This window comes from Teredinibacter purpureus (assembly GCF_014217335.1).
Lineage (GTDB): Bacteria > Pseudomonadota > Gammaproteobacteria > Pseudomonadales > Cellvibrionaceae > Teredinibacter > Teredinibacter purpureus.
In genome coordinates this window covers 20,624-44,197 of sequence record NZ_CP060093.1, presented here as the reverse complement: position 1 = coordinate 44,197, position 23,574 = coordinate 20,624, and the positions used below count along the sequence as shown (strand labels likewise).

Sequence of the window (23,574 nt, the reverse complement as noted above, 5' to 3'; positions counted from 1 at the left end):
TCATATACCTCCCATCGCTTTTAAAAATTCTATTGCTTGATCGTCTGACCAGTTCAACTTATCCATAGCATGAATAAGTTGAGTCTCTCTGTCAGTCAATGGCATGTCTTCAAGCTCAAATATGGCTGCTACGGTCTCATTTAAATCAGACATATCTTTGAGATCGCGGCCTGCGCATTCCGCCTCCTCATTAAAACGGTAACCAAGCGCAAGCAGATCTGCTCTGCCTTCGCAAATTTCACTAAGAATATCGTTTGTGGTGTTCGGCATAATGGATTCCTCTCTAATAGGCCCTAACCTAGTTTAATAGGCATCCGCTCATAACGAACCCAATATCTCTACTTTTTAGAAGAATTCGCCGTTTTTCCAGTGATTTTGCCTTTTAAATACTGCGGTTCGGAATATCGCTGAGTTGGGAGCACGCTCAAGCAATGTGGTTTTTAGTTGATTTGCACTACACTTTATATGGGTGATCTGTTTGGCACACAAACTTGATTATGAGGAATCCTGCGATGGATACGGCTATACAGTGGTCAAAGCATTTAAAAAGGCATAATCCAGCTATCCATAAGCTTTTTTTGGCCCTATACCCTATGGCTCTCGTGCTCATGCTAAGTCTTTCTTATATCGATGGCTTGCCGATAACATCTCTTAGGCATGTCAGTGGCCTCTCGCAAGCTTTACTTGCGCTTATAACCATTGGACTATCACACCTTACTTTTGCCGGCGTGCTTTACAGCTATAACAAAGGTCGTTCAGATAAAGCTAGCACAATTGCTGCTTATGGCGGGCTTGCCTTGATAGTCGTTATTTCATGCGTACCGTAGGTTTTTGCGACTCTTGTTTTCGATCACTCTCTGCCAGCCAGCTATCATAAGTTTCATGAAGTGTTGGCAGGCGATCGGAAGCCTTCATGTTTAACTTACCCGGATTGTATTCGCCTGGTCTTTCAGTACGTATCATTTTCTTGTGTTGTAAATCAGATTTTTCATGAAGCAAAGAAGAACCTTTATCCAATAAGGCGACAATTTCATTTTGTGAGAATAAAAGGTCTGGCTTAACTTCCCTTAACCAACCTTTAATTACAGCGGCAATTTTTTCTACCCATGTGTTTTTAGGGTTTGTCTCAGCTATACCAGCTACCCACTCTTCGGCTACAACCCTTTTTATTTCTCGAGGTGTTAAATTTATCAATTGCGATTTGTTGTCTTCATACAACTTCTCTCTAAGTGTTGGTGGCATCCCCTCGTATATTTGATCAAGTGTGTAATTATAGCTTTCGCCTAACACAGCTCGGAATGCTGCATGTCCCTTCACCTCATGAAGATAGCTCTGAACAGCCTCTTTAGGTGATTTAATGTTATTGGCAATAAGATAGGCCTGCCCACAACGAGAATCATATACTCCTGGAGCATCCTCTATCGCATTATCTCACGAATAATATGTCGCGGAAGATCTAAAAAACTTGTCACTATATTTGCTTTAATTCCAAGCTCTTCAACTAAAGGCTTAATCGCTTTTTCGATTTCTATTTTTGATAACGCATTCTTAAGATGTGCGCCGTTGTAAGACGAGTTTCTTTTATACCTAGAGATAACAGATACGTTATTTTCATCAAATACAACGTAGTTACTACTTCCCAATCCATTAGATCGACTATTTTGATCTAAAAATTTTAGTCCGGGGATTCCGATAGAGTTTAAATATTTAGATACAATTTCAGGCTCAGTATAATCTGCAATATCCTTCCCTTCAGAAATTAATTTTCTTGACGCATAATGCCATGATTTATTATCAAGAGACTCTATCTCATTCACTAGCTCCTCATAAAACTGTCTACCACTACTTTCTCTATCAATCCGATGATTGTGTTGTGTTAGCGCATCTAAAACACATAGGGACTGTTCATCCATTCTTTTGTCCCAGCTAAGATATTCATTTTCATGGGGCTCTAGACTTACTTGATACATCCTTCCTTGATCAAGCCTCACTGACTTCCCTTTCCACTCGTCAATTTTCTCAAGTACCAACTCGAGAACCGCTATATCTTCTTTATTTTTTTCAACAATTGACGGGATAAATGTCAGTCTATTTTTCTTCGATTCAATATCATGAAGAATTCGGTTTCTCGCACCTTCATGCCCCATATCCTCTAGAAAAAAAGCAGCCTGATAGTTGATATATCGATCATTTTTTGACTGTATATCATCTACATTTATTTTCTCGTAATATTCCTCGCCGACCCACACACCAGATTTGTTCCCTGCCAATGCGTTTCTATACCACTTCGCTACTTCCACCTCGCTCGCGAAATACAAACCCCATCCATACGCTTGAATACCTTCCCCCCCGCTGATAAATTCAGTCGAGAATGAACTAAATTCTGCCGGAGTACCGTGCCAAGCTGTTACACCACTGCTCGATGCGCGGTTGCTGGTATGATCGTTTTTCTCTGAAGACATATGAATGCTCACTACGAATTTTTAGAGTGCCGCCAAAAAATAGAATAGCCTTCCTTTAACGTATATCGCCACCACTACACTGTAATCTCGCCTTATTTATGCCGCTTTCTGTAGGGCAGTCTTTATTCATGCCAAGTCATGCAGATAGTCGAAAGACTTCTACTAGATAGATATCATCTCTATCACTACAACTCCAAGATAAAACTCTTCTTTTCTTAACCTTCTTACATGCCACCCTACTGCACTTAGGATATATCAATTGATTGTTCGCCCACTTTTTCTATCTCTTTTGCATAAACAAAGATGTTTGCATACCTTTACTAGCATCTCAGTGCGTTCAAGTACACGACTCAACATCTGCATAGGTATCTGATCGATGTATTAGCTGAAGAACTGAATTTTTTGGACTTTTAAGTCAACTTACCAAAGGGCTATGCAATGCATCAACTTTCGCTATTTGAGCACGTACAATCTACCTATCTAGAGAAAGGCGGAGCCCTAGACAACCAAACGCTTTACTCTACTGTTGCTCAAAAAGCAGGCCTGTCTGATGAGGAGCTCATGGCCAAGTCACCTATAGGTAAAAGCAAAGCACTAAGAAGTAAGTTGAAACGAGAAATACGTTGGCATCAGCAAACAATGAAACAAGCTGGTTGGCTCGAAAGCGCTGGAATCCGAGGAGTATGGGAGCTCACCACATCAGGGAAAACTCAACTAACGAAATTAAAAAGTAGAACTGTGCTTATCGCTTTTTCTACCACACTTGGTATTGCTCTCTGGGGAGATTGCTACGATGCATTCGAGAATATTAACGAACCCATAAGTTTATGCCTCACCTCGCCACCTTACCCAATTCGAAACCCTAGAGCATACGGAAAGATTGATGTTGGTGAATACACAGACTTCATATGCAAAAGTCTTGAGGCCGTTGTTAAGCACTTAAAGCCAGGCGGATCCATCGCATTAAACATCTCTAACGATATTTTTCTAAAAGGCCTCCCGGCTCGATCACTCTATCTCGAAAAACTTACAATTCAGATATCAGAAAGGTTTGGTCTTTACCTAATGGATAGATTGATTTGGCTAAGTAACAAGCCCCCTGGGCCGACTTATTGGGCATCCGTTAATCGAGTTCAGCTAAACACTGGTTACGAACCTATTTTGTAGTTTACCAACGACCCAACCAAATGCTCAGGAATTAGGGAGACGATGGGCCGTATCTGAACTTTATTGGGAGTACCTGCGCGGCGCCTCTACGCGCTTTTGCCACATAAATAGCTTCTTTTTGAATCCAGATTTTATAAAGCTATGACAGTCTACAAATCATCGATGAACGGCCACTCCTTATTATTCGTTGCTACCAATTCTAGGAGTTCCCTGTAACTATCTGTAATTATTACAATAATTTGGTGTATCTGAAACCCAAGAAACAACTAGAAATCACTTAAGTAGTGACCTTTAGTCACCTCCAAAGCTTTCATGCTACTTGGCGGCATGTTAGCCGATACCCAACGGCTGACCAAGCCAACCATCATGCTTTCTACCAGCACGTATGGTCACTCCACGAGTATTCTTGCTACCGACTCCCTAGATATTTCCAGCTGAAATCCGTTTACAGCCTCTTTTGTAGTGATTTCTTGTTGCGGACACTATATATGGTAGAAATATAGATAAATGGTCACTGAATATACATTCTCAGAACCTTCTTACCACTCGCTGAAGAAACTCAAGGAGTGACTATAGATACCAAATATTTACCCTTTTGAGTAAAATAACGAGTGTTTTAAGGAGTGACCAAAACTAAACAAGGTAGGCAATAGAATTATTTTGTAGTAATAAGCTGTTACTAAGCTGTTGATTTCCTGTGATTATCCTGTTAATAGGACTGTATATTATTTTCTTTTAAGGAGTGACTATTCTACCCCTTAAGGAGTGACTAAAGCTATATTTAAGGACTGACTATTTATCAGGTAAGGAGTGACTTTGTATATCACAAGGAGTGACCATTCTTTATCTTAGGGAGTGACCATTCTAGTTTAAGGAGCGACTTTTCCAATTCCCGGGTGACTTTTCCTATTATAAGGACTGACCATTCGTTATCCACAGGACAACTCTTTGATTTATATAGATATTTAGCTGCCCCTATTATATAGGAGATATGAATAACTACTTTAAGATCTTATTGCGGGCATACTGGAAAGAGATTGTGTGTTCATATTTTTACAGACTTATATTTATATTTAACAGCAAGAATAATAGCACATTATTTAATCAGCTAGAAAATTCGACCCCTTTAAAAAAAGTTAATCAATAAAGACACATGGTCACCATTTTCTTCTTGAACTCTACCACTTTCACCGCTATCATCCAGCGACAAAAGTCACTCATGTACATTCATTACTACGTACTACAACGAGTCAAAATAAATAATTTTAGGTCACGTAGATGTCTTCAAAATCAGAAGGCTCGATTTATCGGGTTAAAATACGTCATTTAGGGCAAATGAAAATCTACGCTGCCTTAGACTGCCTTTCCCCGATTGAATCTAAATTTTTACTTGGCTTGCTCGAACTATGCTCAACTCTTGAAAACTCATCTGAGACTGAAAATCAGACATTTGATGTTACCCGCTCGCAATTACAAGAGTGGCTAAGCGAAAAAAATATCGGATGTGGCATAACAATCATGAAAAAGCGCTCCGCCACTTTAGCGGATATTGGCTTATTCAAAAAAGAAAAATACCAAAGACCAAAATGTAAGCCCGCCGACCTGTTTGTCCTCCAGGATGCAACCGACGTCCTTAATGTACCGGCGAAAAAAAGTGAATTCAAAGACCATCGTCCACACCGTCAGAAATTAAAAGATATCAAAACCTTGTTAATAGAGGGCGATTCACAAATTTTAGATACTAGCCTCCCAGTTCGATTAGCAAGATCAGAAAGATTATGGAACGGAGTTTTCGGATCCTGCATGCGGGTTTCAAGAACAGACCCTAGAAGAACGGAGCCATTTTCCACCATATATCGTTTTGGCAGTGACAAAATTGAAATCATCACCTCAGCCCAATCAGACAGCGAAATATGCCATGTTGATGACCAGAGAACTATCCGTAATATAATTACACTTGTTTGTATTTTAATAGCCGAACAATCTGATCTCGGAAAAGACATTAAGAACGAATTTTTTGTGGATATAGTCGATCTACTGTCGCTGATGGGACTAGATGGATCTGGAGCCAACCGGGACACGATAAGAGATTCAATGAAACGGCTATACAGCACCAATTTCAATGTGATTATTGACGCAGATAGCGAAGCTGGTAGCCAGTTTGCTAAACAATTTGGGTTAACTCCAGGTGCTGATGATTTAAATTTCCGGTTCCTTACAGAACTCGACTCAAGCATTGATCGTGAATACGGTGGACGAGGTATTCGTCGACCTAGATGGTACCGTATTGCATTACACTCTAAAACATTTGCGGATTTAATTGACCCCGATGTAATTTCAACTTTTATCGACAACAAAGAAATTTTGAAAACGTCATCAGGATTGATACACATCTTTTATTCATGGTGCTCTATTCATATTAAACGTTCAGGCCGAATAAAAAGAACGATAACCCTTCCCGACTTGAAAAATTTCATGATACCGGCCGCAAGTTATGAGAATTTTCGAGACCGTTTTATTCCTGCACTAAAAAGACATCATGAAAAATCTGGACATCGTTGGATTGATGGGTGTAAGAATAGAATTAACATTTTTGGCTATATTGCTGAAGTAGAACCACATATGTCATACGATTTTATGTTTGATGTATTTAGAGATAAATCAGATGAAATTATCGGCGATAGATCTCTCCACAACAAACTATTAGCTCAAAAAAAAATGCAGCCACAGTTTGATTTTGGCTCTCAAGACAAATGATTTTGCCTTTTATATGTTGCATTTAATTTAATAAACTTCTTTTAATCCACCTCTCATTTAACTATTCCAACCTCATCAAATACCTCCTTCCTGCCGTTTTGCTGCATATATGTGGCCAACCTTTCTGTTTAAGCACCTTTCAGTTTCGCATCATATTCTATTGTTGTACGTTCAAAGCTGACCTAACAAAATATTTGAGGTGATGCACATGTTGAACTGGGATGACAATGACATTAACGCACTGGATACCAGCGCGTTAGATTTACACGAGCGCATAGAAAACAGCGAAAAGGATGTAAAAACAAAAGCTACTATTCACGAAGTAGAGCTAGGAGCCGCCCGAGTTCAAGTAGACGATAAAAAAATGATTAATTGCCGGGCAGACTTAAACCAACTTGTTCCATTTAAATATGACTGGGCTTGGCAGAAATATCTAGACGGTTGCTCAAATCACTGGATGCCTCAAGAAGTAAATATGTCGAAAGATATTGCTTTATGGAAATCAGAAACTGGACTGACCTACGACGAGCGATTAATTATAGAACGATCTTTAGGATATTTTTCATCAGCGGATTCACTAGTGGCCAACAACCTTGTTTTGGCTATTTACCGATTGATTACAAACCCTGAATGCCGTCAATACTTATTACGGCAAGCCTTCGAAGAAGCTATTCATACACATGCATATCAATACTGTGTCGAATCTCTAAGCATGGATGAAGGCAAGGTTTTCAATATGTATCGTGAGGTTCCTTCCGTAGCCAAGAAAGCTGCATGGTCTATAAAACATACGCGCGGTATCTCGGATCCCAATTTCAACACCGGCACAATCGAAAAAAATCAAGAACTCCTTCGTAACCTGATAGCATTTTATGCTGTTACCGAAGGCATATTTTTCTATTGTGGTTTCACACAAATTCTTTCAATGGGTCGACAAAACAAAATGACGGGTGTTGCTGAACAATTTCAGTACATCCTGCGTGATGAGTCCATGCATCTAAATTTCGGTATCGATGTTATTAATCAAATTAAAATAGAAAATCCAGAACTATGGACTCTAGAATTTCAACATGATGCCAGAGCAATGATTTTGGAAGGAATGGAACTCGAGATTGAATATGCTCGAGACTCAATGCCTCGCGGTGTACTTGGCATGAACGCTTCAGTAATGGAAGACTACCTAAATTTTATTGCTAATAGACGTCTTTCTCAATTAGGCCTTACTGAAGAATACAAGGGAGCCAAAAATCCGTTCCCGTGGATGAGTGAAATTATGGATCTTCGGAAAGAAAAAAACTTTTTTGAGACTCGTGTCGTTGAATATCAAACTGGCGGAAGCCTGAACTGGGATAATTAATTTAGTGGTGAACCATATGACAGATATAAATAATAGAATTGTTACTCCTGGAGAAATACAGGTAATAAAACGAAATGGTAAAGTAGTGCCTTTTGATATTGATAGAATTCGTATTGCAATAACTAAAGCCTTTATGGATCCGCAAGCTAATGGAGGATTAACCAATCAATCACAAGCATTAAAAAATAAAAGTGATGAGACAACAAAGATAGTACAGGAAACATTTATCCGCAGAATGCCTTCCGGCGGCACTATTCATATTGAAGAAGTTCAAGACCAAGTTGAGCTTGCTCTTATGCGTTCTGGTGAACACCAAGTTGCAAGATATTACGTTATTTACAGAACAGAACGCCAAAGAGAACGTGAACAATATAAGTCAATTTCGTCGGGAATAAGAATAAAGAGCGGTAATGATTTTTACGACTTACTAAATACGCCAGTTATTACTGCAGTTCGAGATATATGTAAGGAGCTGGATTTCGTAGACGCAGAATTGATTATTGATCGTATTAAAAGAAGTTCTTATGAAGATATGGATATAGAACTTCTCTGGAATGCAGCGTTAATTGAAAGCAGAACATTAATCGAAGAAGAACCGAACTATAGCTTGGTTACTTCTAAGTTACTTCTCAATACCATTGTTCGTGAGTCCGGAAAAGCCTTGGGTATAATTTCAGGTCAGGTATTCCGTTATGAAGATTATCTAATTGCGGCAATTAATTTTGGTATCGATAAAGAGCTTTTTAATTCAAGACTTTCCGACTTTGATTTAGAGCTATTGGGTTCAGCCATCAAGCCAGAACGCGACAACCAATTCACCTACCTTGGTCTACAAACTCTTTACGATCGCTACTTTGTCCATCATGAGGGCCAACGCCTTGAGCTTCCTCAGGTCTTCTTTATGCGTGTGGCCATGGGGCTTGCTTTAAAAGAAGACGATATCAATCTGCGGGCCATCGAGTTCTATAACTTACTGTCTTCGTTCGACTACATGTCTTCTACGCCGACTCTCTTCAACGCCGGTACCCGACACAGCCAGCTGTCCAGCTGCTACCTCACCACCATTCCCGATGATATGAAGGGCATCACCAGCGCGTGGAGCGATAACGCCATGCTGTCTAAATGGGCCGGTGGACTGGGCAATGACTGGACTCCCGTACGTGCGCTTGGCGCCCACATCAAAGGCACCAACGGACAATCTCAAGGTGTCGTACCCTTCTTGAAAGTCGCCAATGATATCGCCGTAGCGGTGAACCAAGGCGGTAAACGTAAAGGCGCTGTCTGCGCTTATCTCGAATCCTGGCATCTCGACATCGAGGAGTTCCTCGAGCTGCGCAAAAATACCGGTGATGATCGACGTCGCACCCACGATATGAATACCGCTAACTGGATTCCCGATCTGTTTATGAAGCGTCTTTTTAGCGATGAATCGTGGACTTTGTTCTCCCCTAACCAGGTACCCGAACTTCATGATTTAGTGGGCAAGGCCTTCGAAGCCAAATATCAAGAATATGAAGCCAAAGCCGCTGCGGGCGACATCAAAAGTAAAACCATTGACGCCAAGGCGCTATGGCGAAAAATGCTCGGGATGATTTTTGAAACCGGACACCCATGGATTACCTTTAAAGATCCTTGCAATCTACGCAGCCCACAACAACACGTCGGTGTCGTACACAGCTCAAATCTATGCACTGAAATCACCTTAAACACCAGTAACGATGAAATTGCCGTGTGCAACCTGGGATCCGTCAATCTTGCTCAACACGTCTCCGATGACGGTATCGATCGCGAGAAGCTGAATGCCACCATTAAAACCGCGGTGCGTATGCTCGATAATGTGATTGATATTAATTATTACGCCGTACCACAAGCAGAAAAGGCCAACCAAAAACATCGACCAGTAGGCCTTGGCATTATGGGGTTCCAAGATGCCTTGTACCTTCAGAAGATTCCTTACAGCAGTGAGCAGGCCGTTGCCTTCGCAGACTTGTCTATGGAGCTTGTTAGCTTTGCCGCCATCGATGCCTCGGCAGAATTGGCTAAAGAACGCGGGGCGTATCAAACCTTTGAAGGCTCACTTTGGAGCCAAGGGGTGTTGCCTATCGATAGCATTGATTTGTTAGCGGCCGAGCGTGGACAGGATTTCTTGAAGATGGATCGCTCTTCGACCTTGGACTGGGATGCATTGCGCGAGAAAGCCAAAGCCGGTATGCGCAACTCGAATGTCATGGCCATTGCGCCGACTGCAACGATATCGAACATTGTCGGTGTGACCCAATCCATTGAGCCCACTTACCAAAACTTGTTTGTTAAATCCAACCTCTCCGGAGAGTTCACGGTCATCAATCCTTACCTGGTCAAGATGCTGAAAGACGAAGACCTATGGGATGCCGTCATGGTAAACGATCTCAAGTACTACGAAGGTTCGTTGAAAAACATTGAACGCGTTCCCGACTACATCAAGACCTTGTTTGCTACGGCCTTTGAAGTCGAACCCAAGTGGATTATCGAAGCCGCCAGTCGTCGTCAAAAATGGCTGGATCAAGCTCAGAGCCTAAATATCTATATCGCCGGTGCCGATGGTAAAAAACTCGACCTCACGTATCGCATGGCTTGGATGCTCGGATTAAAGACTACCTATTACTTGCGTTCACTGGCCGCTACAAGTACCGAAAAATCCACCGTTAATACCGGTACCCTCAATGCTGTTAACCCCGTATCACTGCCCAAGGCATGCAGTATCAATGACGAGGATTGTGATGCCTGCCAGTAAGATCAAAATATTCATATTGGTAGGTATTAACAATACCTACCATACCATTGACAAACAGCCGTTACATGTTACGCTCTAACTTAGTGAGTATATTTCTCTGAAAGCTGCCAAACCTGCGAGGTATATTGTGGAGTTGAATAATCATTTTTCGTTCTGTTTGGTAATTGCTATAAGGCATTACCAGACCATGAAGCTAACGAACTTGCTGCCTGCGTTTATCTATAGGCTATCTGAGAGGCTTGGGATTAACGACTGTAGCAACGAAAATTTTGAGAGCCTTGTGGGACAGCTTTTTGATTCAGACCTTGGCCAGTTAAAGGTAACTACCAATGAGGCCTTATTGATTCAAACCTCCCTGCTGCACTTAATTTACAGTATGCAAACAAGTCAGGATCTGAGCTATATAATGGATGTGTCTACCGAATTGAGATCGTTTAGTCCTAGAAGGAAAGGGATTGAGGAAACGTTTCAGAAGCTTTGTTACGGCTTGAAAATTAATGATTCTTATCGCGATTTATTGCTGGAAGCCTTCGATGATAATAGAGCTTTGCAGCTCGAAGAGCTTTTTTTGCCAATAATGACGCCCGCTTGTATTAACTTATATCGCTTCTCCGACTATGCAAGCTGATTTCATGCTTTATTCACGCTCTTTAAGAGCATGTTTGGTGTTTTTTTTCACTTTTCAAAACAATTTATTTCTGCTTACTAGCATTCAGGGATTATTCTTTTGAAAGTGTTTCCATCAAATTTGACCCATTTATTGTGGATGCTAATTTCGCTTCAAATGAACTTATTGTTGAAGAGGTAGCGTTATGACGAAAACATACTTAGAGAGAGCTAAGCAGTGGGTGGAAACGGCTGAGGATATCGACGTTGAAAATATCGAATCCACAATCATGAGGTTTTCAGAAGAGCTAAAAAAGAATTTTTCGTTTTCGACTCATGATGAATCGAAAATTTCCGATTTAACTGAAACGATTTCTTACTTACGTAATGAGCTTAATGTTTTGGCAGGTGTCGAAGCGCCCCCTGGACAGGATGTTCCTGTTGAGGCAGCTAATAGCTCGTATGATCTGGATACGTCCCCACTTGTAGATCTTGATGTTCAGCCAATTTATATTTCTCCGGAAGAAAGAGCAAGGCTGCTTCTGGAAATAAAGAACTCACCAAGTTTTATATCTGCAGGACAGCTGCGCTCTAGTAAGAGGTTTGCATAATGGGTGAGAATACTTTGATCAGCTGGGCAAATTACACGTTCAATCCTGTTATTGGTTGTGAGAAGGTTTCGCCTGGTTGTGATAATTGCTACGCAGAATCGTGGGATAAGAGATTTGGAGGAGTGCAGTGGCAGAAGAGCGCTCCTCGTAGGGTTACTTCGGAAAGTAATTGGAGAAAACCACTTGTTTGGAACAGAAAGGAGCAAGGCGCTATTTCTCGCCCTAGGGTTTTCTGTGGGAGTATGTGTGATGTTTTCGATAAAAAAATACCTCCCCAAACTAGAAGTAGGTTGTGGGAGTTAATTAAAAGAACAGAAAACCTTGATTGGCTCCTATTAACAAAAAGAGCCGTAAACATTGCAAAGTATTTACCCCATGATTGGGGCGATGGCTACCCTAATGTTTGGCTCGGCGTATCAGTTGAAAATAAGAAACATGGTTATCCTAGAATAGAGATTCTTAAGAATATTCCTGCCAAAGTGCGCTTCCTCTCTGCTGAACCTCTTTTAGAAGAGATCAATGACGTTTCATTAAATGCGATAGATTGGCTGATTGTTGGCGGCGAATCTGGTCATAATTGTCGCCCTATGGACCCTAAATGGGCGGATGGGCTTCGCATGCTATGCAAAAAATATAATACAAAATTCTACTTCAAGCAGATGGGCGGTACTCGTCATGATAAGGGTGGATGCTTACTGCAAGGTCAGAAATATCAATCCGTTCCTCAACCAGATATGGTTCCCATAAAGGTGCTTTAGCTATGTCATTCAAATTATTGCAAAAAGTAAGGCTGTTAAGTTCGGCTGAAGAGTATGAAGATTATCACGGGCAAAGCGGAGTAGTCGTACGCCTTGTGCAGATGCCAGAAGATCCTTTACCAAGTATTGATGTTCGTTTACACAGCGGTGATATTTTAGAAAATCTTTTCCCTAGTGATATTGAACAAATTTCGTAGAAATGTTTCATAGTGAATCGCTAGGAAAAGAAACGGAATTAGTATCTATAGGTAACCAACAGCTTATTTCAGATATCGCTGAAATGGTGAGTCTTGTTGAGAGCAGTCAAGTGGTTGGTTTTCGTCAAGGCGGTGATCTATGGGTAATACATCCATCAGCCAAGGCTAAGTCTTTTTGGCAGGCAACACACTACGATGTAGAAAAAATGAGCATGATGGATGATTGTCTCCAGCCAAATATTAGATCAGTTCTATTATTTTCAGGACTAGTATTAAGCAAGCCCATTGTCGTGATGGATCCTATGGAAACAGAAAATATTTTAATAAATTCTAGCGCAAATCATTATCGCGCATCTTAGTTGCACTTAGTAATTTTATCGCGCAAGCGAACTGTAGTGGTCTAATAGCACCGGACACTTTAATGAGAGACAATATTAGTCAACAATTAAGGTGTCATTATGAGTCAGAAGCGTACTTACAAGCAGTACCCGAAAGAGTTTAAGGAAGAGGCCGTTGCGCTTGTTCGAGAACAAGGCTATTCCGTTCCTGAGGCCGCTAAATCGTTGGGTATCGCAACCAACATGCTCTACAAATGGAAAGAAAAGGTGGAGTCTAGTGAGGCAGGTGAAGTGCTGGCCGAGGATGAGAGAGTCGAGCTTAAGCGCTTGCGCAAGGAAAACAAAGAGCTGCGCATGGAGAAAGAGATTTTAAAAAAGGCCAGTGCCTTCTTTGCGAAAGAAATGAAGTAAAGTACGATTTCATTCAGACTGAATCACCTCGCTTTCCTGTAGTTATGTTGTGTCGCGTGATGGGCGTTGGGAAAACGTCCTATTACGATTGGCTTAAGCGCCCAGGCACAGTGATAACAAGCGATACCTTGCACCTACACCGTAGGATGAAGTGGCTTTTCGAGCAGAGTCGCAATAGCCTGGGTAGTCGCGAGATGATGAAGAAATTACGCGAAGAAGGCTTTCAGATTGGTCGTTATCGGGTTCGTAACTTGATGCGCAAGCTTGGCTTAAGGGTCACTCAGCGAACCGCCTATAAAGTGACAACTAAACGCAAAACCTCGGATGCCGTAGCCGACAACTTGCTGAATCAGAATTTTAACCCAGTGGGGCCGGATCAAATTTGGGCGGGCGATGTCACTTACCTGAAGACCGGCGAAGGTTGGATGTATTTGGCGATTATTATGGATTTGTACTCGCGTCGAATTGTTGGTTGGTACATTGATAAGCGCATGACAACTAATTTAGTGAGCAAGGCCCTGATAAAGGCCTACAACCTAAGACAGCCGCCTAAAAGCTTAGTTTTTCATAGCGATAGAGGCTCACAATATACCAGTAAGCGCTATCGAAAACTTCTAGCGGCTTACGATATGCGGGCGAGTATGGGAGACGTTGGTGCCTGTTGGGATAATGCGGTTGTTGAACGCTTCTTCGGAAGCCTTAAACACGATTGGATATTTAAGATTGCGCAGCCGACAAGAGCGCACATGAAGACTGACGTGGGCAAATATATGCGCTACTACAATGTACATCGTTTTCATTCGGCGAATGAAGATTTATCGCCAATAAAATACGAAGAATCCAAGTATGTGCTGCAAAATGGAAGAGTCGGTTCTGCTCGAATAGAGCAGGTTCGACACTTCGATTCTGCAGTCAACAAGTGAAGCGCGTTAGCAGGGAATTTATAAAAAATAGGTGTCCGGTTTTACTTGACCAGAACAGCTTTCTTTGGATATGCGTAATGCCGTAACTTTTACCCTCCTCGCAATGTGCGGGGATCTCACGAGCCAAAGCCTTATCCTCTTCACTATAAACAGCCGCCGTTTTCATAAAAGTACCATCTGTTATTTTCCTTCATATTCCTCGGTTGAGTTTTCGCCACACACGAGTTATCAGTCGATCTTTAATCCTGGGGTTCACCTCTACAGCTATGCCTATAACTGCAAGAGATGTTACGGTAAGAGTAAACCAGAATATCCACTCCGAAGAAGGCCTCTCAATAGAGTACCGAATTATGGCGCTAAAACCGAAGACAACTATCGCCCTTATTATTAAATCGATACGCGAGCGTAGTACTTTTCTATTCATTGAATTTTCCTATTGCTTGAAACCAAAGTATCACCAATTTTATTCGGTGTAAACCAAGGTGGAATCAAGTTTCCTATAAGATATTTAGTTCGATATAGGCTCGATCTTTCGCCTCGGCCGGCATCGAAGACACTACTCGCTTGATCGCTGAGCGATACGCTTTGTCTTCACACCTACTCTTAATTTCGGTCATCAATACGTCGAGCTTTTCGAATCTTTCTGAAGCTCGTTCTTTATCTAAAAATCGATCAAGCCAGCTCATCGAGGCAAACGGTACAAAACCAGCCATCTTCCAATGCGCGAGGTCTCTGCGCGCTTCAAATTCTGTTTTAGGAAGATCGGCTTCCGATAACGTCTGGGCCAGCGGTACGGACTTCGAGTAGGCTTCATCATTTTCGTGGTTTACATAAGTCCAAGGCATAATTTCATTTCCCTACTATTTTTCCTACTAGATAATTTCTATTTCTTGAAGCTAACGTACCACCATATTTGATCTATGCAAATTAGAGTTGAGTCAAGTTTCATGCCTGCGTAGATAATCTAAATGTAACACCGAGTCTCGATCAAGCAATTAGTGTCGAAAAGTGCAACTAACTCTCTTTGTGCATTTGGGGTGCGCGTTGCTATTAGCATATTTTTCCTACCTATTCTGACTGCATCAAAATTGATGCTGCTAACTGATCTAGTTCAGAAAGCAGCTCTTCATCTAATCGATATTCCGCCGCAGCCATGAATGCCTCTGCATAGCCAGCTTTTGAGCAATTTGCTCTATTTAGCGCTGCCTGGTTAATCTTTATCTTACCTAGCCTTGCTATTACAATCGCTCTTTCTTCTGTCAGGAAGGAAGACTTGTCTTTCATTCGCCGTATTAAAACCTGTCTTTCTCGACCAACTGGATCATTATCTTTGGGCTCACTAGACAACTGTGAGAGTCTAGATTTAATACTCCGTTTTTCAGCGTCAATATGCTCAATAAGAGATTTTAGTTTACTCTTAGACCAACTAGCCTCATCTAATTTTTCAATAAACTCTTGGCGCATAACTTTCCTTGGTGCTCCAGGGATACCGACAATATTATTTTTCAATAACTCATATCCAGCTTCTGTGATTTGATATTTACCATCACCTCCTGCATGTACTGATGTTTTTTTAAAAAAGTTCTTCGTTAACAAAGCGTCTAAATGCTTTTGTGCCGCATTTGTGCTTCTTATCCCAATAAGATCTTTAAGCTTGTTTAGCGATGGGGCAGAAGAGCTAAAATAAGAGTTACCGATAGCATTAAATATAGGTTTTTCATAATCAGCTTTCCCTTAAAGTTTGAACCCGAAAAGCCTTTGAAAAAGCCGCAAAGTTGTGTGGCCAAGCATCGCGATTAAAATAGCTGTGATACCGGCTATTGAGCCATATTTTGAGAACGAACCAGCAAGCTCCCCCTCTGCAATTGCATACCCAATACCGCATATGATGGCAGTTATAATAAAAATACCAAGTAATAGGATTAGAATGATCTGTTCTTTGAATGACATTTCGCTGCCCATAATTTTTCCTACAAATTAAAATTTAGTGAAGGGCCGTCCAAAATACCATACCCAAAATCTTGAATGGCTACTCTCGGCACCTTCAGGTGTTAACTGGATACTGAAGTAGTAGTAAGCGGCAGGTATTAGTGAAGCTACCGCCCCAAACGGAGAAAGAATAAAGGCAAGCGATATGTCTCCCGTTGTAGCCAAACCGATGCAAGTTAGGACTACGTCGATTGTTAGAGCGATCAAGATGTAACGCGGTCTTGAAGCCAGAAACATCCAAATTTGATTAAGCATAATTTACCCTTTTCTTTGCTAGAATACCTATAGCCTTTCTCATGGATAAAACTGCGGGGAACAGCAAGCAAATAATCAGGTAAAACCGCTTTAACATGACAAGTAGTACCTCATTAGTAGGAATCAATACCATTCTTAACAAAGAACATAGCGTTTAATACAGCATCATTCATCGACATATCATTTTCCTTCATATTCCTCGGTTGAGTTTTCGCCACACACGAGTTATCAGTCGATCTTTAATCCTGGGGTTCACCTCTACAGCTATGCCTATAACTGCAAGAGATGTTACGGTAAGAGTAAACCAGAATATCCACTCCGAAGGAGGCCTCTCAATAGAGTACAGAATTATGGCGCTAAAACCGAGGACAACTATCGCCCTTATTATTAAATCGATACGCGAGCGTAGTACTTTTCTATTCATTGAAATTTCCTATTGCTTGAAACCAAAGTATCACCAATTTTATTCGGTGTAAACCAAGGTGGAATCAAGTTTCCTATAAGATATTTAGTTCGATATAGGCTCGATCTTTCGCCTCGGCCGGCATCGAAGACACTACTCGCTTGATCGCTGAGCGATACGCTTTGTCTTCACACCTACTCTTAATTTCGGTCATCAATACGTCGAGCTTTTCGAATCTTTCTGAAGCTCGTTCTTTATCTAAAAATCGATCAAGCCAGCTCATCGAGGCAAACGGTACAAAACCAGCCATCTTCCAATGCGCGAGGTCTCTGCGCGCTTCAAATTCTGTTTTAGGAAGATCGGCTTCCGATAACGTCTGGGCCAGCGGTACGGACTTCGAGTAGGCTTCATCATTTTCGTGGTTTACATAAGTCCAAGGCATAATTTCATTTCCCTACTATTTTTCCTACTAGATAATTTCTATTTCTTGAAGCTAACGTACCACCATATTTGATCTATGCAAATTAGAGTTGAGTCAAGTTTCATGCCTGCGTAGATAATCTAAATGTAACACCGAGTCTCGATCAAGCAATTAGTGTCGAAAAGTGCAACTAACTCTCTTTGTGCATTTGGGGTGCGCGTTGCTATTAGCATATTTTTCCTACCTATTCTGACTGCATCAAAATTGATGCTGCTAACTGATCTAGTTCAGAAAGCAGCTCTTCATCTAATCGATATTCCGCCGCAGCCATGAATGCCTCTGCATAGCCAGCTTTTGAGCAATTTGCTCTATTTAGCGCTGCCTGGTTAATCTTTATCTTACCTAGCCTTGCTATTACAATCGCTCATTAATGATCATTGATGAGATTGGCTATCTACCCTTTGGGCGAGAGGAGGCGAATTTATTCTTCAATGTCATAGCAAAACGTTACGAAAAAGGCAGCATTATCGTCACCAGCAATCTGCCGTTCTCACAATGGTCAAATGCCTTTGCTGACGATACAACACTAACCGCAGCACTACTCGATCGGCTACTGCATCACGCACACATTGTACAAATATCGGGAGAAAGCTATCGGCTGAAAAACAAAAAGCATACGGGCATCGCCCCGCCACAATCGATCAATAATTAAACGGGGTGGGTCAGTTTTACTTTGGCGATAATCGGTAAAAGTGGGTCAGTTTTAAGCTGGCGTTGACAGGTAACTAACAAACATGGAATATTAAATAATGAATGATAATACTAAAACATTTGACCTAACCAATTTCGATAGCCGCTTAAAAGACTGGCGACATAACTTAGTAGATCAAATCGAAGCGTCAGCAACTAGTGCAATTAATTCACACGCAGGGAATTTGAACGCAGAGAACATGTCCAATAATCAGAAAATGGAAACTGAAATGGATAAGGTGATGAAAACAGCACTGCAGAAAGTGGATGAAATGAAGGAGCATGGAATTGATCCAGATCGTATTCGCGAAACTATTTTGCCGGCGATTCAAAACATGAGCTCACCTTATGCGAAAGAGACTGAGTTAAATGCAAAGTTCGGACAGTTACAAGAAGCTGCATTTAATAGAGTAGATGCTCAAATTATTGGGAATGATCAAGTATTTCGAAGAAATATGAGAATGTAACCTAAAAATACTGAAGGAGAAGGAAATGCTTATACCAACCCGCCGTATCGGCGAGACCCTTATGGTTGGTGATGATGTCACTGTTACTGTTTTGGGTGTTAAAGGGAATCAAGTTCGGATAGGTGTTCAAGCACCAAAAGAAGTTGCTGTTAATCGTGAAGAGATTTATAAACGAATGATACGAGAAGGTGGCGAGAACCTTTCGCTAGCGTCACAGTCAAGTAGGAACTAAAAAATAAGGCATGGATGCTTAGAGTATGATTTTTGATAAAAACGCACAGATAAATTTCCCTTTCTATCCAATTTGCCAGCGCTTGTACTTCGGGTACGTTGATCTTGTACTTAATTAGGAGATCAATGATGAATAAAAATCCCGAGGTAACTATCTTTCAAACTATTTGTATTCCGGATCTGACGCCATTGCCTATGGGGGCCCCGGTAAAATTCTTCGCGCCTTCAATAGATATTGCTATAGAACGCGGTATAGCCAGGTTGAAGTCAGCAGTACAAAGGTCCCCCTCATGTAATAAATGGATTGTTTTTGGTTGGATTGATGGTGGTCTTACGTCTTCTTTTGTCAGCAATCCCATAGGTGCTTTTCGTTTAGATGGGAATGCTATTGTATATAGCGCAGTCGAAGGCGAACCCAATAATATGAAGCCTTATTTTTCGATTGAATTCGGTAGTGATTGGGTTTTGGCTTCTTCACTTAGCAAGGCAACTCTAATCCAGGGGTACGAAGAAAAAATATTAAAATCAGATACCGGAAACTTGACCGTTGCGAAAGTCGTTAATATTGATCCTAGAAGATAACTTAATTTTACTCGAGGTGCATTGCTATGGGAATTGAATCTATAATCGATGTAGTAATAAATCACTACAATAGTGACCCGATGCGTATCGTTGGGTTAATTGCATGGATAGTTAGTTGGCGAGCTTCCTATTTGATGTCAAGTAATCCACGCTATGGTTTTTTTGCACATGTTCTCTACACATTTTCAAATGTTTTATTATTTATATTCAATTTCTATTATGGTCACGTCGAGCTTGTACTGATGGCGACAACCTTTCTTTTTACTTCTATTAAGGGCTGTTTTACATATAGAAAACGGAATAAAGCACATATTTTATCTCCCAAAACTACATAGTATACGGCAGCATCTTTTAGTTGATTTGCTGGTAGTTATCCACATTATAAGTGGACAAACATGTGATAACTTATCAATAGCGCATTGCTTTCAACGACTTGTACGAAAGGTTGATTATTGATCAGCTGAGGGTTTGGTATTGTTTTGGTTTAGATGCTCCACAAACCTTCAGAAGACCTTTTTATCAAGGTTAAAATTATTCAATTTTATCTATTAGCAATATCTATAATTTTCTTTTTTTTCTTCAGATCAACAATGTCTTTCCTATCGGATGCGATAGTTCATTCAGTGGTGATTGGCACATTATCCGCTTCAGTGGATCATTTACCCCAGAGTGCTATGTTTTCTTCGGCGCCAGTTCATGGTGATTAATTAAACGCGGTTGCACCGGATAATGAGCTGGACTACAGCCATCCTCTCCCAAGCCGTTTCTTCTTTATTTATTCGGAGAAACGAGATGACACATCCATATATTCATGCTGAATCAAGCGCACGAAAATTTTCAGGAATTCCAGAGGATTATATAAAAATACATTCTTGGTTTGATGAGACCAAGTATAGCCATTCTCATTTTACTCACAGAGCATTACGCCATCATTCGGAAGGCATATTTTGGGCAGAAGAAATATTTGGCCAAACAATAACAAACAGCGTAGGTAAAAAAATACCTACCCGTTACATCGGAGAACAGCATGTAATGGAGGATTGTGGTGGGCGCATCCCAAACATTTCCGACTGGTTATTAAGAATAAACCCTGAACCTTGGATGTCAAGAGGTACAACTTTCAAATCTGAAAATGAAGTCCTATCAATTCTTTCAAAAAGGGATTTACGAAATGACTAAGATAAATATTCTTAAGGATAACCTGGAATTACGTTTAAATGTTTTACCTAAAAAATGTGCTGGGGTGTTACGTGGACTTCGATCATTGAAACACATTGATGATTATTCATTAGCATCCATACTTGATGCTGGTGATTTGTCTAAAGATAAAAGCAGGTTATCAGCGTTCGCGACGAGCTTCTTATTTCTGCGATCACAGTCAGTTCCTGTTTCTGATGTGATTTCCATGTCCAAATCACAAAACCGTCGGGTAAATCTTTGGTGGTCACCTTGCCGCTGGCAAGAACAACATGAAAGACTTTCACGATTTGAAACCTTAGATCGTCTCAGCAAAGAAAACGTAAGTTATGATCTTGCGTATTTTGAAGATAAGCTACCTAAACGAATACCAGGTTATCTAATTAGGTCATCAAAACGGTTAGGTATGGAGGGATTTAGACAACGACATTGCGTAGCGTCATGGCATACGAGACTATTAAGTAGAAATACAGCAATTTGTACTCTTTTCGTAGATCGTCAGCGATGGACTGTTGAGTTAATAAAGCGCGAGAGCGAAGATCATCCTTTGATGATTGGTCAAATTAAAGCACGCTTTAATAAATCTCCGTGCTCAAGAGTTCGCTCGGAAATATATAATTTGCTGAATATTGAAGAGGTATATACGTCATCCGTTTCTTGTATGAGGCAGTATTCAACTCGGACATGGAAAGAAAACCTTCTTAGACTAATTCCTGTTTTTGAACGGCTGGAAATGAGCACCATTGAAGTGAATTTTTTTGGCGGTGGGGATAGTGGTTCAATTGATAGTATTGCTATGGAGGATGATCATCGACGTGAGTTAGTTAATGTTGTTGAATATAGTCGATCATGGGAAAACGGAACTTGGCAGGGTGAAATTTGTGAAACTGAAAAATCTCTATACGATGCTGTTGAAGATTTGGTGTATGACTATCTTGAGGAAACTGGTGTCGACTGGTTTAATAACGATGGAGGGAGAGGTGAGTTTACAATTGACGTCGAAAACAGGTGCCTGGAAGCGAGTATAGATTGTTACTATACGGAATCTACAACCGAGCATTACCAAGAGTTAAATTTCGAACAGCTTGTTGAAACTTAATTTTGTGAGTCGCCTCCCTTTTTGGGAGGCGCTTGAGGAACTTAATTGCCTATCGGCAAATTCTATATTTCATTGGGTGGGCAACAATGGTTTTCTACTGAAAATGCGGAATATTTATTTTACGTTTATGTTGGCTTTAACATTTAAATATTTGAGGCCTTAACATGAACAAAGTTGAGTTATCTGATTTAACCAATTTTCTCGATCAGTCGGCAGAGTTAATTCTTGAACCAGTATTAAAGCAGTCATCATTAGATGGGTGGAATTTATATTTTCCACGAATGGATGTCGGTTTTCCATTTCCAGAATTTCATTTTATTGTTGTTGATTCTGAAAAAGTGGAAATGCCCCTTTCGCGCAGGTTAAATATATTGTCAAGTCACGGTGCTGAACTTTCAAAAATTGATTTTCGTTATGTCACTAGCTTTGATTCTATTCCGTATTTCACAGAAGCTGATTACGAGTGTCAAAATTGCGCTTACGTTGCCCATCGCTCTAATTTCGTTCGAGCAAAAAGATTATTGGAGAGGGTCGCTTGTGACGAGCCTTTTACCGATAGCGAATGCCCTAAGTGTTCATGCTTGGCCCACCCAGTAAATTCGGTCAATAAGAAAGGATTGGCTCTTATGCACTTTTTTATTAGAAGGTTTGATGAGGCGTTGAATACTCAACCCGTAGAAGAGGCGTGTTACGACATGTCAAAGCTAGCTGTTTCTCTTGTTTCGATGGGATCTTTGAATGCTGAAGAATATGCAATTGAGATGCTTGAAGAGATGAAATAATTTGAATTTTAGGGCGTAACATGTAACGCTTTAATTGTGAGTGGGAAACCACCGTACCAGTATTAACTGGGTGAGAATATAAAGGCGGTAATTGCGCCATTCCAATTTTCACCTCCTATATTTGTTCGTTTTTTCATTTATAGAGGAAAGCATGATGGTTGTTGTCGATTCATTTAATCAGGAGTGTTATGAGGTTTTGGGTCAAGAGAGCCCGGAAGTAATAGTAAAGGTTGCTGAGCTGATCGCTGGTGGCCGTACCCCTGATCAAGTTAAAGAAATCATATCGTTTGATGTTCAGAATGAGCGATCGGCAATTCCTCTCCTAGCGAAGAACGCCGCATGCTATTTAACGTGTATGACTCCTCTGCAATCCGAACCAATGGTTCATTGAAAATGAGTATTCGCTGATGTCCAGTCATGTATCAAGCCCAGATTAAGAGCTTAGATCTCGAATAAAGGCTTACCTACAGATCGTAACGCGGGTCACACCAACGGACGATATGGTTGATCGTTTTATTTCTAGTTTTGGAATACTTGAAACGCTTGTTCAAAATTTAAAAGTCCTAGGTCAATCACGCCAACATGCAGTTTCATTGAGTGATAGAAAGCCTGTGATAGCATCTCTATAAGTGCTTTTGGGAATTATGTAGAAAAGTAGAGATTGTTCTGGATTAGTATCTCTAAAGCAACCTTACTTACGTGTACAAGCTTGTAACAACGAGGTTAATCGAAGATGAGCCATGAGCAGACCCCAAAAATTTCTAACATTAAAGAAATAGCAATAAAAGACGCGGACATATTGAGTGAGGACGTTGGTCTGTTATTAGATATTATAGGTTTTGACGAATGGAGTGGTCCATTTATGCCTTCTCATCGAGACGGCGGGATACAGATTGATTTGAAAATGGATAAGGCTTCTGAGGTCGCCATGACTGGCTCTGATACCTTTTCCAGCCATTTACGCTATTTTTTCACAAAAGCATACAGTGATGGATATAACCGAATATTCATTTCACTAGAAAAGACCAGCTCATAAGG

The 23,574-nt window shown here is 40.8% G+C and carries 26 protein-coding genes and 1 pseudogene; 20 read left to right on the top strand and 7 right to left on the bottom strand.

From position 1 onward, the window contains the following. Nucleotides 1-270, bottom strand: coding sequence for a hypothetical protein (locus H5647_RS20935; protein WP_045861643.1), 270 nt, complete (start codon nucleotides 268-270; stop codon nucleotides 1-3). Nucleotides 271-512: 242 nt separating this feature from the next. Between H5647_RS20935 and H5647_RS20930 the strand changes: the two genes are divergently transcribed. Continuing rightward, nucleotides 513-827: a hypothetical protein gene (locus H5647_RS20930; protein WP_045861642.1), complete on the top strand. Its 315-nt coding sequence runs from the start codon at nucleotides 513-515 to the stop codon at nucleotides 825-827. Here the strand turns inward: H5647_RS20930 and H5647_RS20925 are convergent. Both H5647_RS20925 and H5647_RS20920 read right to left on the bottom strand, forming a co-directional pair. Then, nucleotides 808-1,290 (bottom strand): hypothetical protein, encoded by a 483-nt coding sequence (locus H5647_RS20925; RefSeq protein ID WP_045861641.1) that lies wholly within the window; start codon nucleotides 1,288-1,290, stop codon nucleotides 808-810. The genes H5647_RS20930 and H5647_RS20925 overlap by 20 nt on opposite strands. Before the next feature lie 128 nt (nucleotides 1,291-1,418). After that, nucleotides 1,419-2,462 (bottom strand): hypothetical protein, encoded by a 1,044-nt coding sequence (locus H5647_RS20920; protein ID WP_045861640.1) that lies wholly within the window; start codon nucleotides 2,460-2,462, stop codon nucleotides 1,419-1,421. A gap of 438 nt (nucleotides 2,463-2,900) precedes the next feature. On the opposite strand from H5647_RS20920, the gene H5647_RS20915 reads away from it, so the two are divergent. The 10 genes from H5647_RS20915 (at nucleotide 2,901) to H5647_RS20870 (ending at nucleotide 14,360) form a co-directional block, all read left to right on the top strand. After that, a complete protein-coding gene (locus H5647_RS20915) occupies nucleotides 2,901-3,629 on the top strand; it encodes a winged helix-turn-helix domain-containing protein (RefSeq protein WP_045861847.1) in 729 nt (242 codons plus the stop codon). Between the two features lie 1,278 nt (nucleotides 3,630-4,907). Then, a complete protein-coding gene (locus tag H5647_RS20910) occupies nucleotides 4,908-6,386 on the top strand; it encodes a replication initiator protein RctB domain-containing protein (RefSeq protein WP_045861639.1) in 1,479 nt (492 codons plus the stop codon). A 208-nt stretch (nucleotides 6,387-6,594) separates the two neighbouring features. After that, nucleotides 6,595-7,743 (top strand): ribonucleotide-diphosphate reductase subunit beta, encoded by a 1,149-nt coding sequence (locus tag H5647_RS20905; RefSeq protein WP_045861638.1) that lies wholly within the window; start codon nucleotides 6,595-6,597, stop codon nucleotides 7,741-7,743. A 16-nt stretch (nucleotides 7,744-7,759) separates the two neighbouring features. Continuing rightward, nucleotides 7,760-10,516 (top strand): ribonucleoside-diphosphate reductase subunit alpha, encoded by a 2,757-nt coding sequence (locus H5647_RS20900; protein WP_045861637.1) that lies wholly within the window; start codon nucleotides 7,760-7,762, stop codon nucleotides 10,514-10,516. Nucleotides 10,517-10,703: 187 nt separating this feature from the next. Beyond that, nucleotides 10,704-11,144, top strand: a complete 441-nt coding sequence (locus H5647_RS20895) for a hypothetical protein (protein WP_045861636.1) — start codon at nucleotides 10,704-10,706, stop codon at nucleotides 11,142-11,144. Between the two features lie 184 nt (nucleotides 11,145-11,328). Continuing rightward, nucleotides 11,329-11,733 carry a hypothetical protein gene (locus tag H5647_RS20890; RefSeq protein ID WP_045861635.1) on the top strand — a complete coding sequence of 135 codons (405 nt, stop codon included), beginning with the start codon at nucleotides 11,329-11,331 and terminating at the stop codon, nucleotides 11,731-11,733. Next, nucleotides 11,733-12,491 carry a DUF5131 family protein gene (locus H5647_RS20885; protein WP_052692293.1) on the top strand — a complete coding sequence of 253 codons (759 nt, stop codon included), beginning with the start codon at nucleotides 11,733-11,735 and terminating at the stop codon, nucleotides 12,489-12,491. The genes H5647_RS20890 and H5647_RS20885 overlap by 1 nt, the downstream gene beginning before the upstream one ends. 2 nt (nucleotides 12,492-12,493) lie before the next feature. After that, nucleotides 12,494-12,688, top strand: a complete 195-nt coding sequence (locus H5647_RS20880) for a hypothetical protein (protein ID WP_045861634.1) — start codon at nucleotides 12,494-12,496, stop codon at nucleotides 12,686-12,688. A 2-nt stretch (nucleotides 12,689-12,690) separates the two neighbouring features. Then, nucleotides 12,691-13,047, top strand: a complete 357-nt coding sequence (locus H5647_RS20875; RefSeq protein ID WP_045861633.1) for a hypothetical protein — start codon at nucleotides 12,691-12,693, stop codon at nucleotides 13,045-13,047. A gap of 99 nt (nucleotides 13,048-13,146) precedes the next feature. Then, a protein-coding gene (locus H5647_RS20870) for an IS3 family transposase (protein WP_236075103.1) occupies nucleotides 13,147-14,360 on the top strand; the annotation gives its coding sequence in 2 pieces (ribosomal slippage) (nucleotides 13,147-13,396 and nucleotides 13,396-14,360; 1,215 coding nt in all). 497 nt (nucleotides 14,361-14,857) lie between these two features. Here H5647_RS20870 and H5647_RS20865 read toward each other — a convergent pair. The 4 genes from H5647_RS20865 to H5647_RS20850 form a co-directional block, all read right to left on the bottom strand. Continuing rightward, entirely contained in the window at nucleotides 14,858-15,205 is a 348-nt protein-coding gene (locus H5647_RS20865) for a hypothetical protein (protein ID WP_052692292.1), read from the bottom strand. Nucleotides 15,206-15,428: 223 nt separating this feature from the next. Further along, the gene (locus H5647_RS20860; RefSeq protein WP_045861631.1) at nucleotides 15,429-15,956 is read right to left on the bottom strand and encodes a hypothetical protein; all 528 of its coding nucleotides are present in this window, start codon (nucleotides 15,954-15,956) and stop codon (nucleotides 15,429-15,431) included. A gap of 138 nt (nucleotides 15,957-16,094) precedes the next feature. Beyond that, complete coding sequence (locus tag H5647_RS20855; protein ID WP_045861630.1) at nucleotides 16,095-16,322, bottom strand: hypothetical protein; 228 nt, start codon at nucleotides 16,320-16,322, stop codon at nucleotides 16,095-16,097. A gap of 779 nt (nucleotides 16,323-17,101) precedes the next feature. Further along, a complete protein-coding gene (locus tag H5647_RS20850) occupies nucleotides 17,102-17,449 on the bottom strand; it encodes a hypothetical protein (RefSeq protein ID WP_052692292.1) in 348 nt (115 codons plus the stop codon). 406 nt (nucleotides 17,450-17,855) lie between these two features. Here H5647_RS20850 and H5647_RS20845 point away from each other — a divergent pair. The 9 genes and pseudogenes from H5647_RS20845 to H5647_RS20805 all read left to right on the top strand — a co-directional run. Further along, nucleotides 17,856-18,140, top strand: a pseudogene (locus tag H5647_RS20845) (ATP-binding protein); the annotation flags it as partial. A gap of 97 nt (nucleotides 18,141-18,237) precedes the next feature. Next, nucleotides 18,238-18,645: a hypothetical protein gene (locus H5647_RS20840; RefSeq protein WP_045861628.1), complete on the top strand. Its 408-nt coding sequence runs from the start codon at nucleotides 18,238-18,240 to the stop codon at nucleotides 18,643-18,645. A gap of 25 nt (nucleotides 18,646-18,670) precedes the next feature. Beyond that, entirely contained in the window at nucleotides 18,671-18,877 is a 207-nt protein-coding gene (gene csrA, locus H5647_RS20835) for a carbon storage regulator CsrA (RefSeq protein ID WP_045861627.1), read from the top strand. Between the two features lie 125 nt (nucleotides 18,878-19,002). Beyond that, nucleotides 19,003-19,458 (top strand): hypothetical protein, encoded by a 456-nt coding sequence (locus H5647_RS20830; RefSeq protein ID WP_162926458.1) that lies wholly within the window; start codon nucleotides 19,003-19,005, stop codon nucleotides 19,456-19,458. 729 nt (nucleotides 19,459-20,187) lie between these two features. Continuing rightward, nucleotides 20,188-20,637 (top strand): DUF6915 family protein, encoded by a 450-nt coding sequence (locus tag H5647_RS20825; protein ID WP_200911683.1) that lies wholly within the window; start codon nucleotides 20,188-20,190, stop codon nucleotides 20,635-20,637. Further along, nucleotides 20,630-21,754: a DUF6878 family protein gene (locus H5647_RS20820; RefSeq protein ID WP_045861623.1), complete on the top strand. Its 1,125-nt coding sequence runs from the start codon at nucleotides 20,630-20,632 to the stop codon at nucleotides 21,752-21,754. The genes H5647_RS20825 and H5647_RS20820 overlap by 8 nt, the downstream gene beginning before the upstream one ends. Before the next feature lie 164 nt (nucleotides 21,755-21,918). After that, nucleotides 21,919-22,536 carry a hypothetical protein gene (locus H5647_RS20815; RefSeq protein WP_045861622.1) on the top strand — a complete coding sequence of 206 codons (618 nt, stop codon included), beginning with the start codon at nucleotides 21,919-21,921 and terminating at the stop codon, nucleotides 22,534-22,536. A gap of 151 nt (nucleotides 22,537-22,687) precedes the next feature. Then, nucleotides 22,688-22,927 (top strand): hypothetical protein, encoded by a 240-nt coding sequence (locus tag H5647_RS20810; RefSeq protein ID WP_162926457.1) that lies wholly within the window; start codon nucleotides 22,688-22,690, stop codon nucleotides 22,925-22,927. A 342-nt stretch (nucleotides 22,928-23,269) separates the two neighbouring features. Continuing rightward, entirely contained in the window at nucleotides 23,270-23,572 is a 303-nt protein-coding gene (locus H5647_RS20805) for a hypothetical protein (RefSeq protein WP_045861620.1), read from the top strand. Nucleotides 23,573-23,574 lie beyond the last annotated feature (2 nt).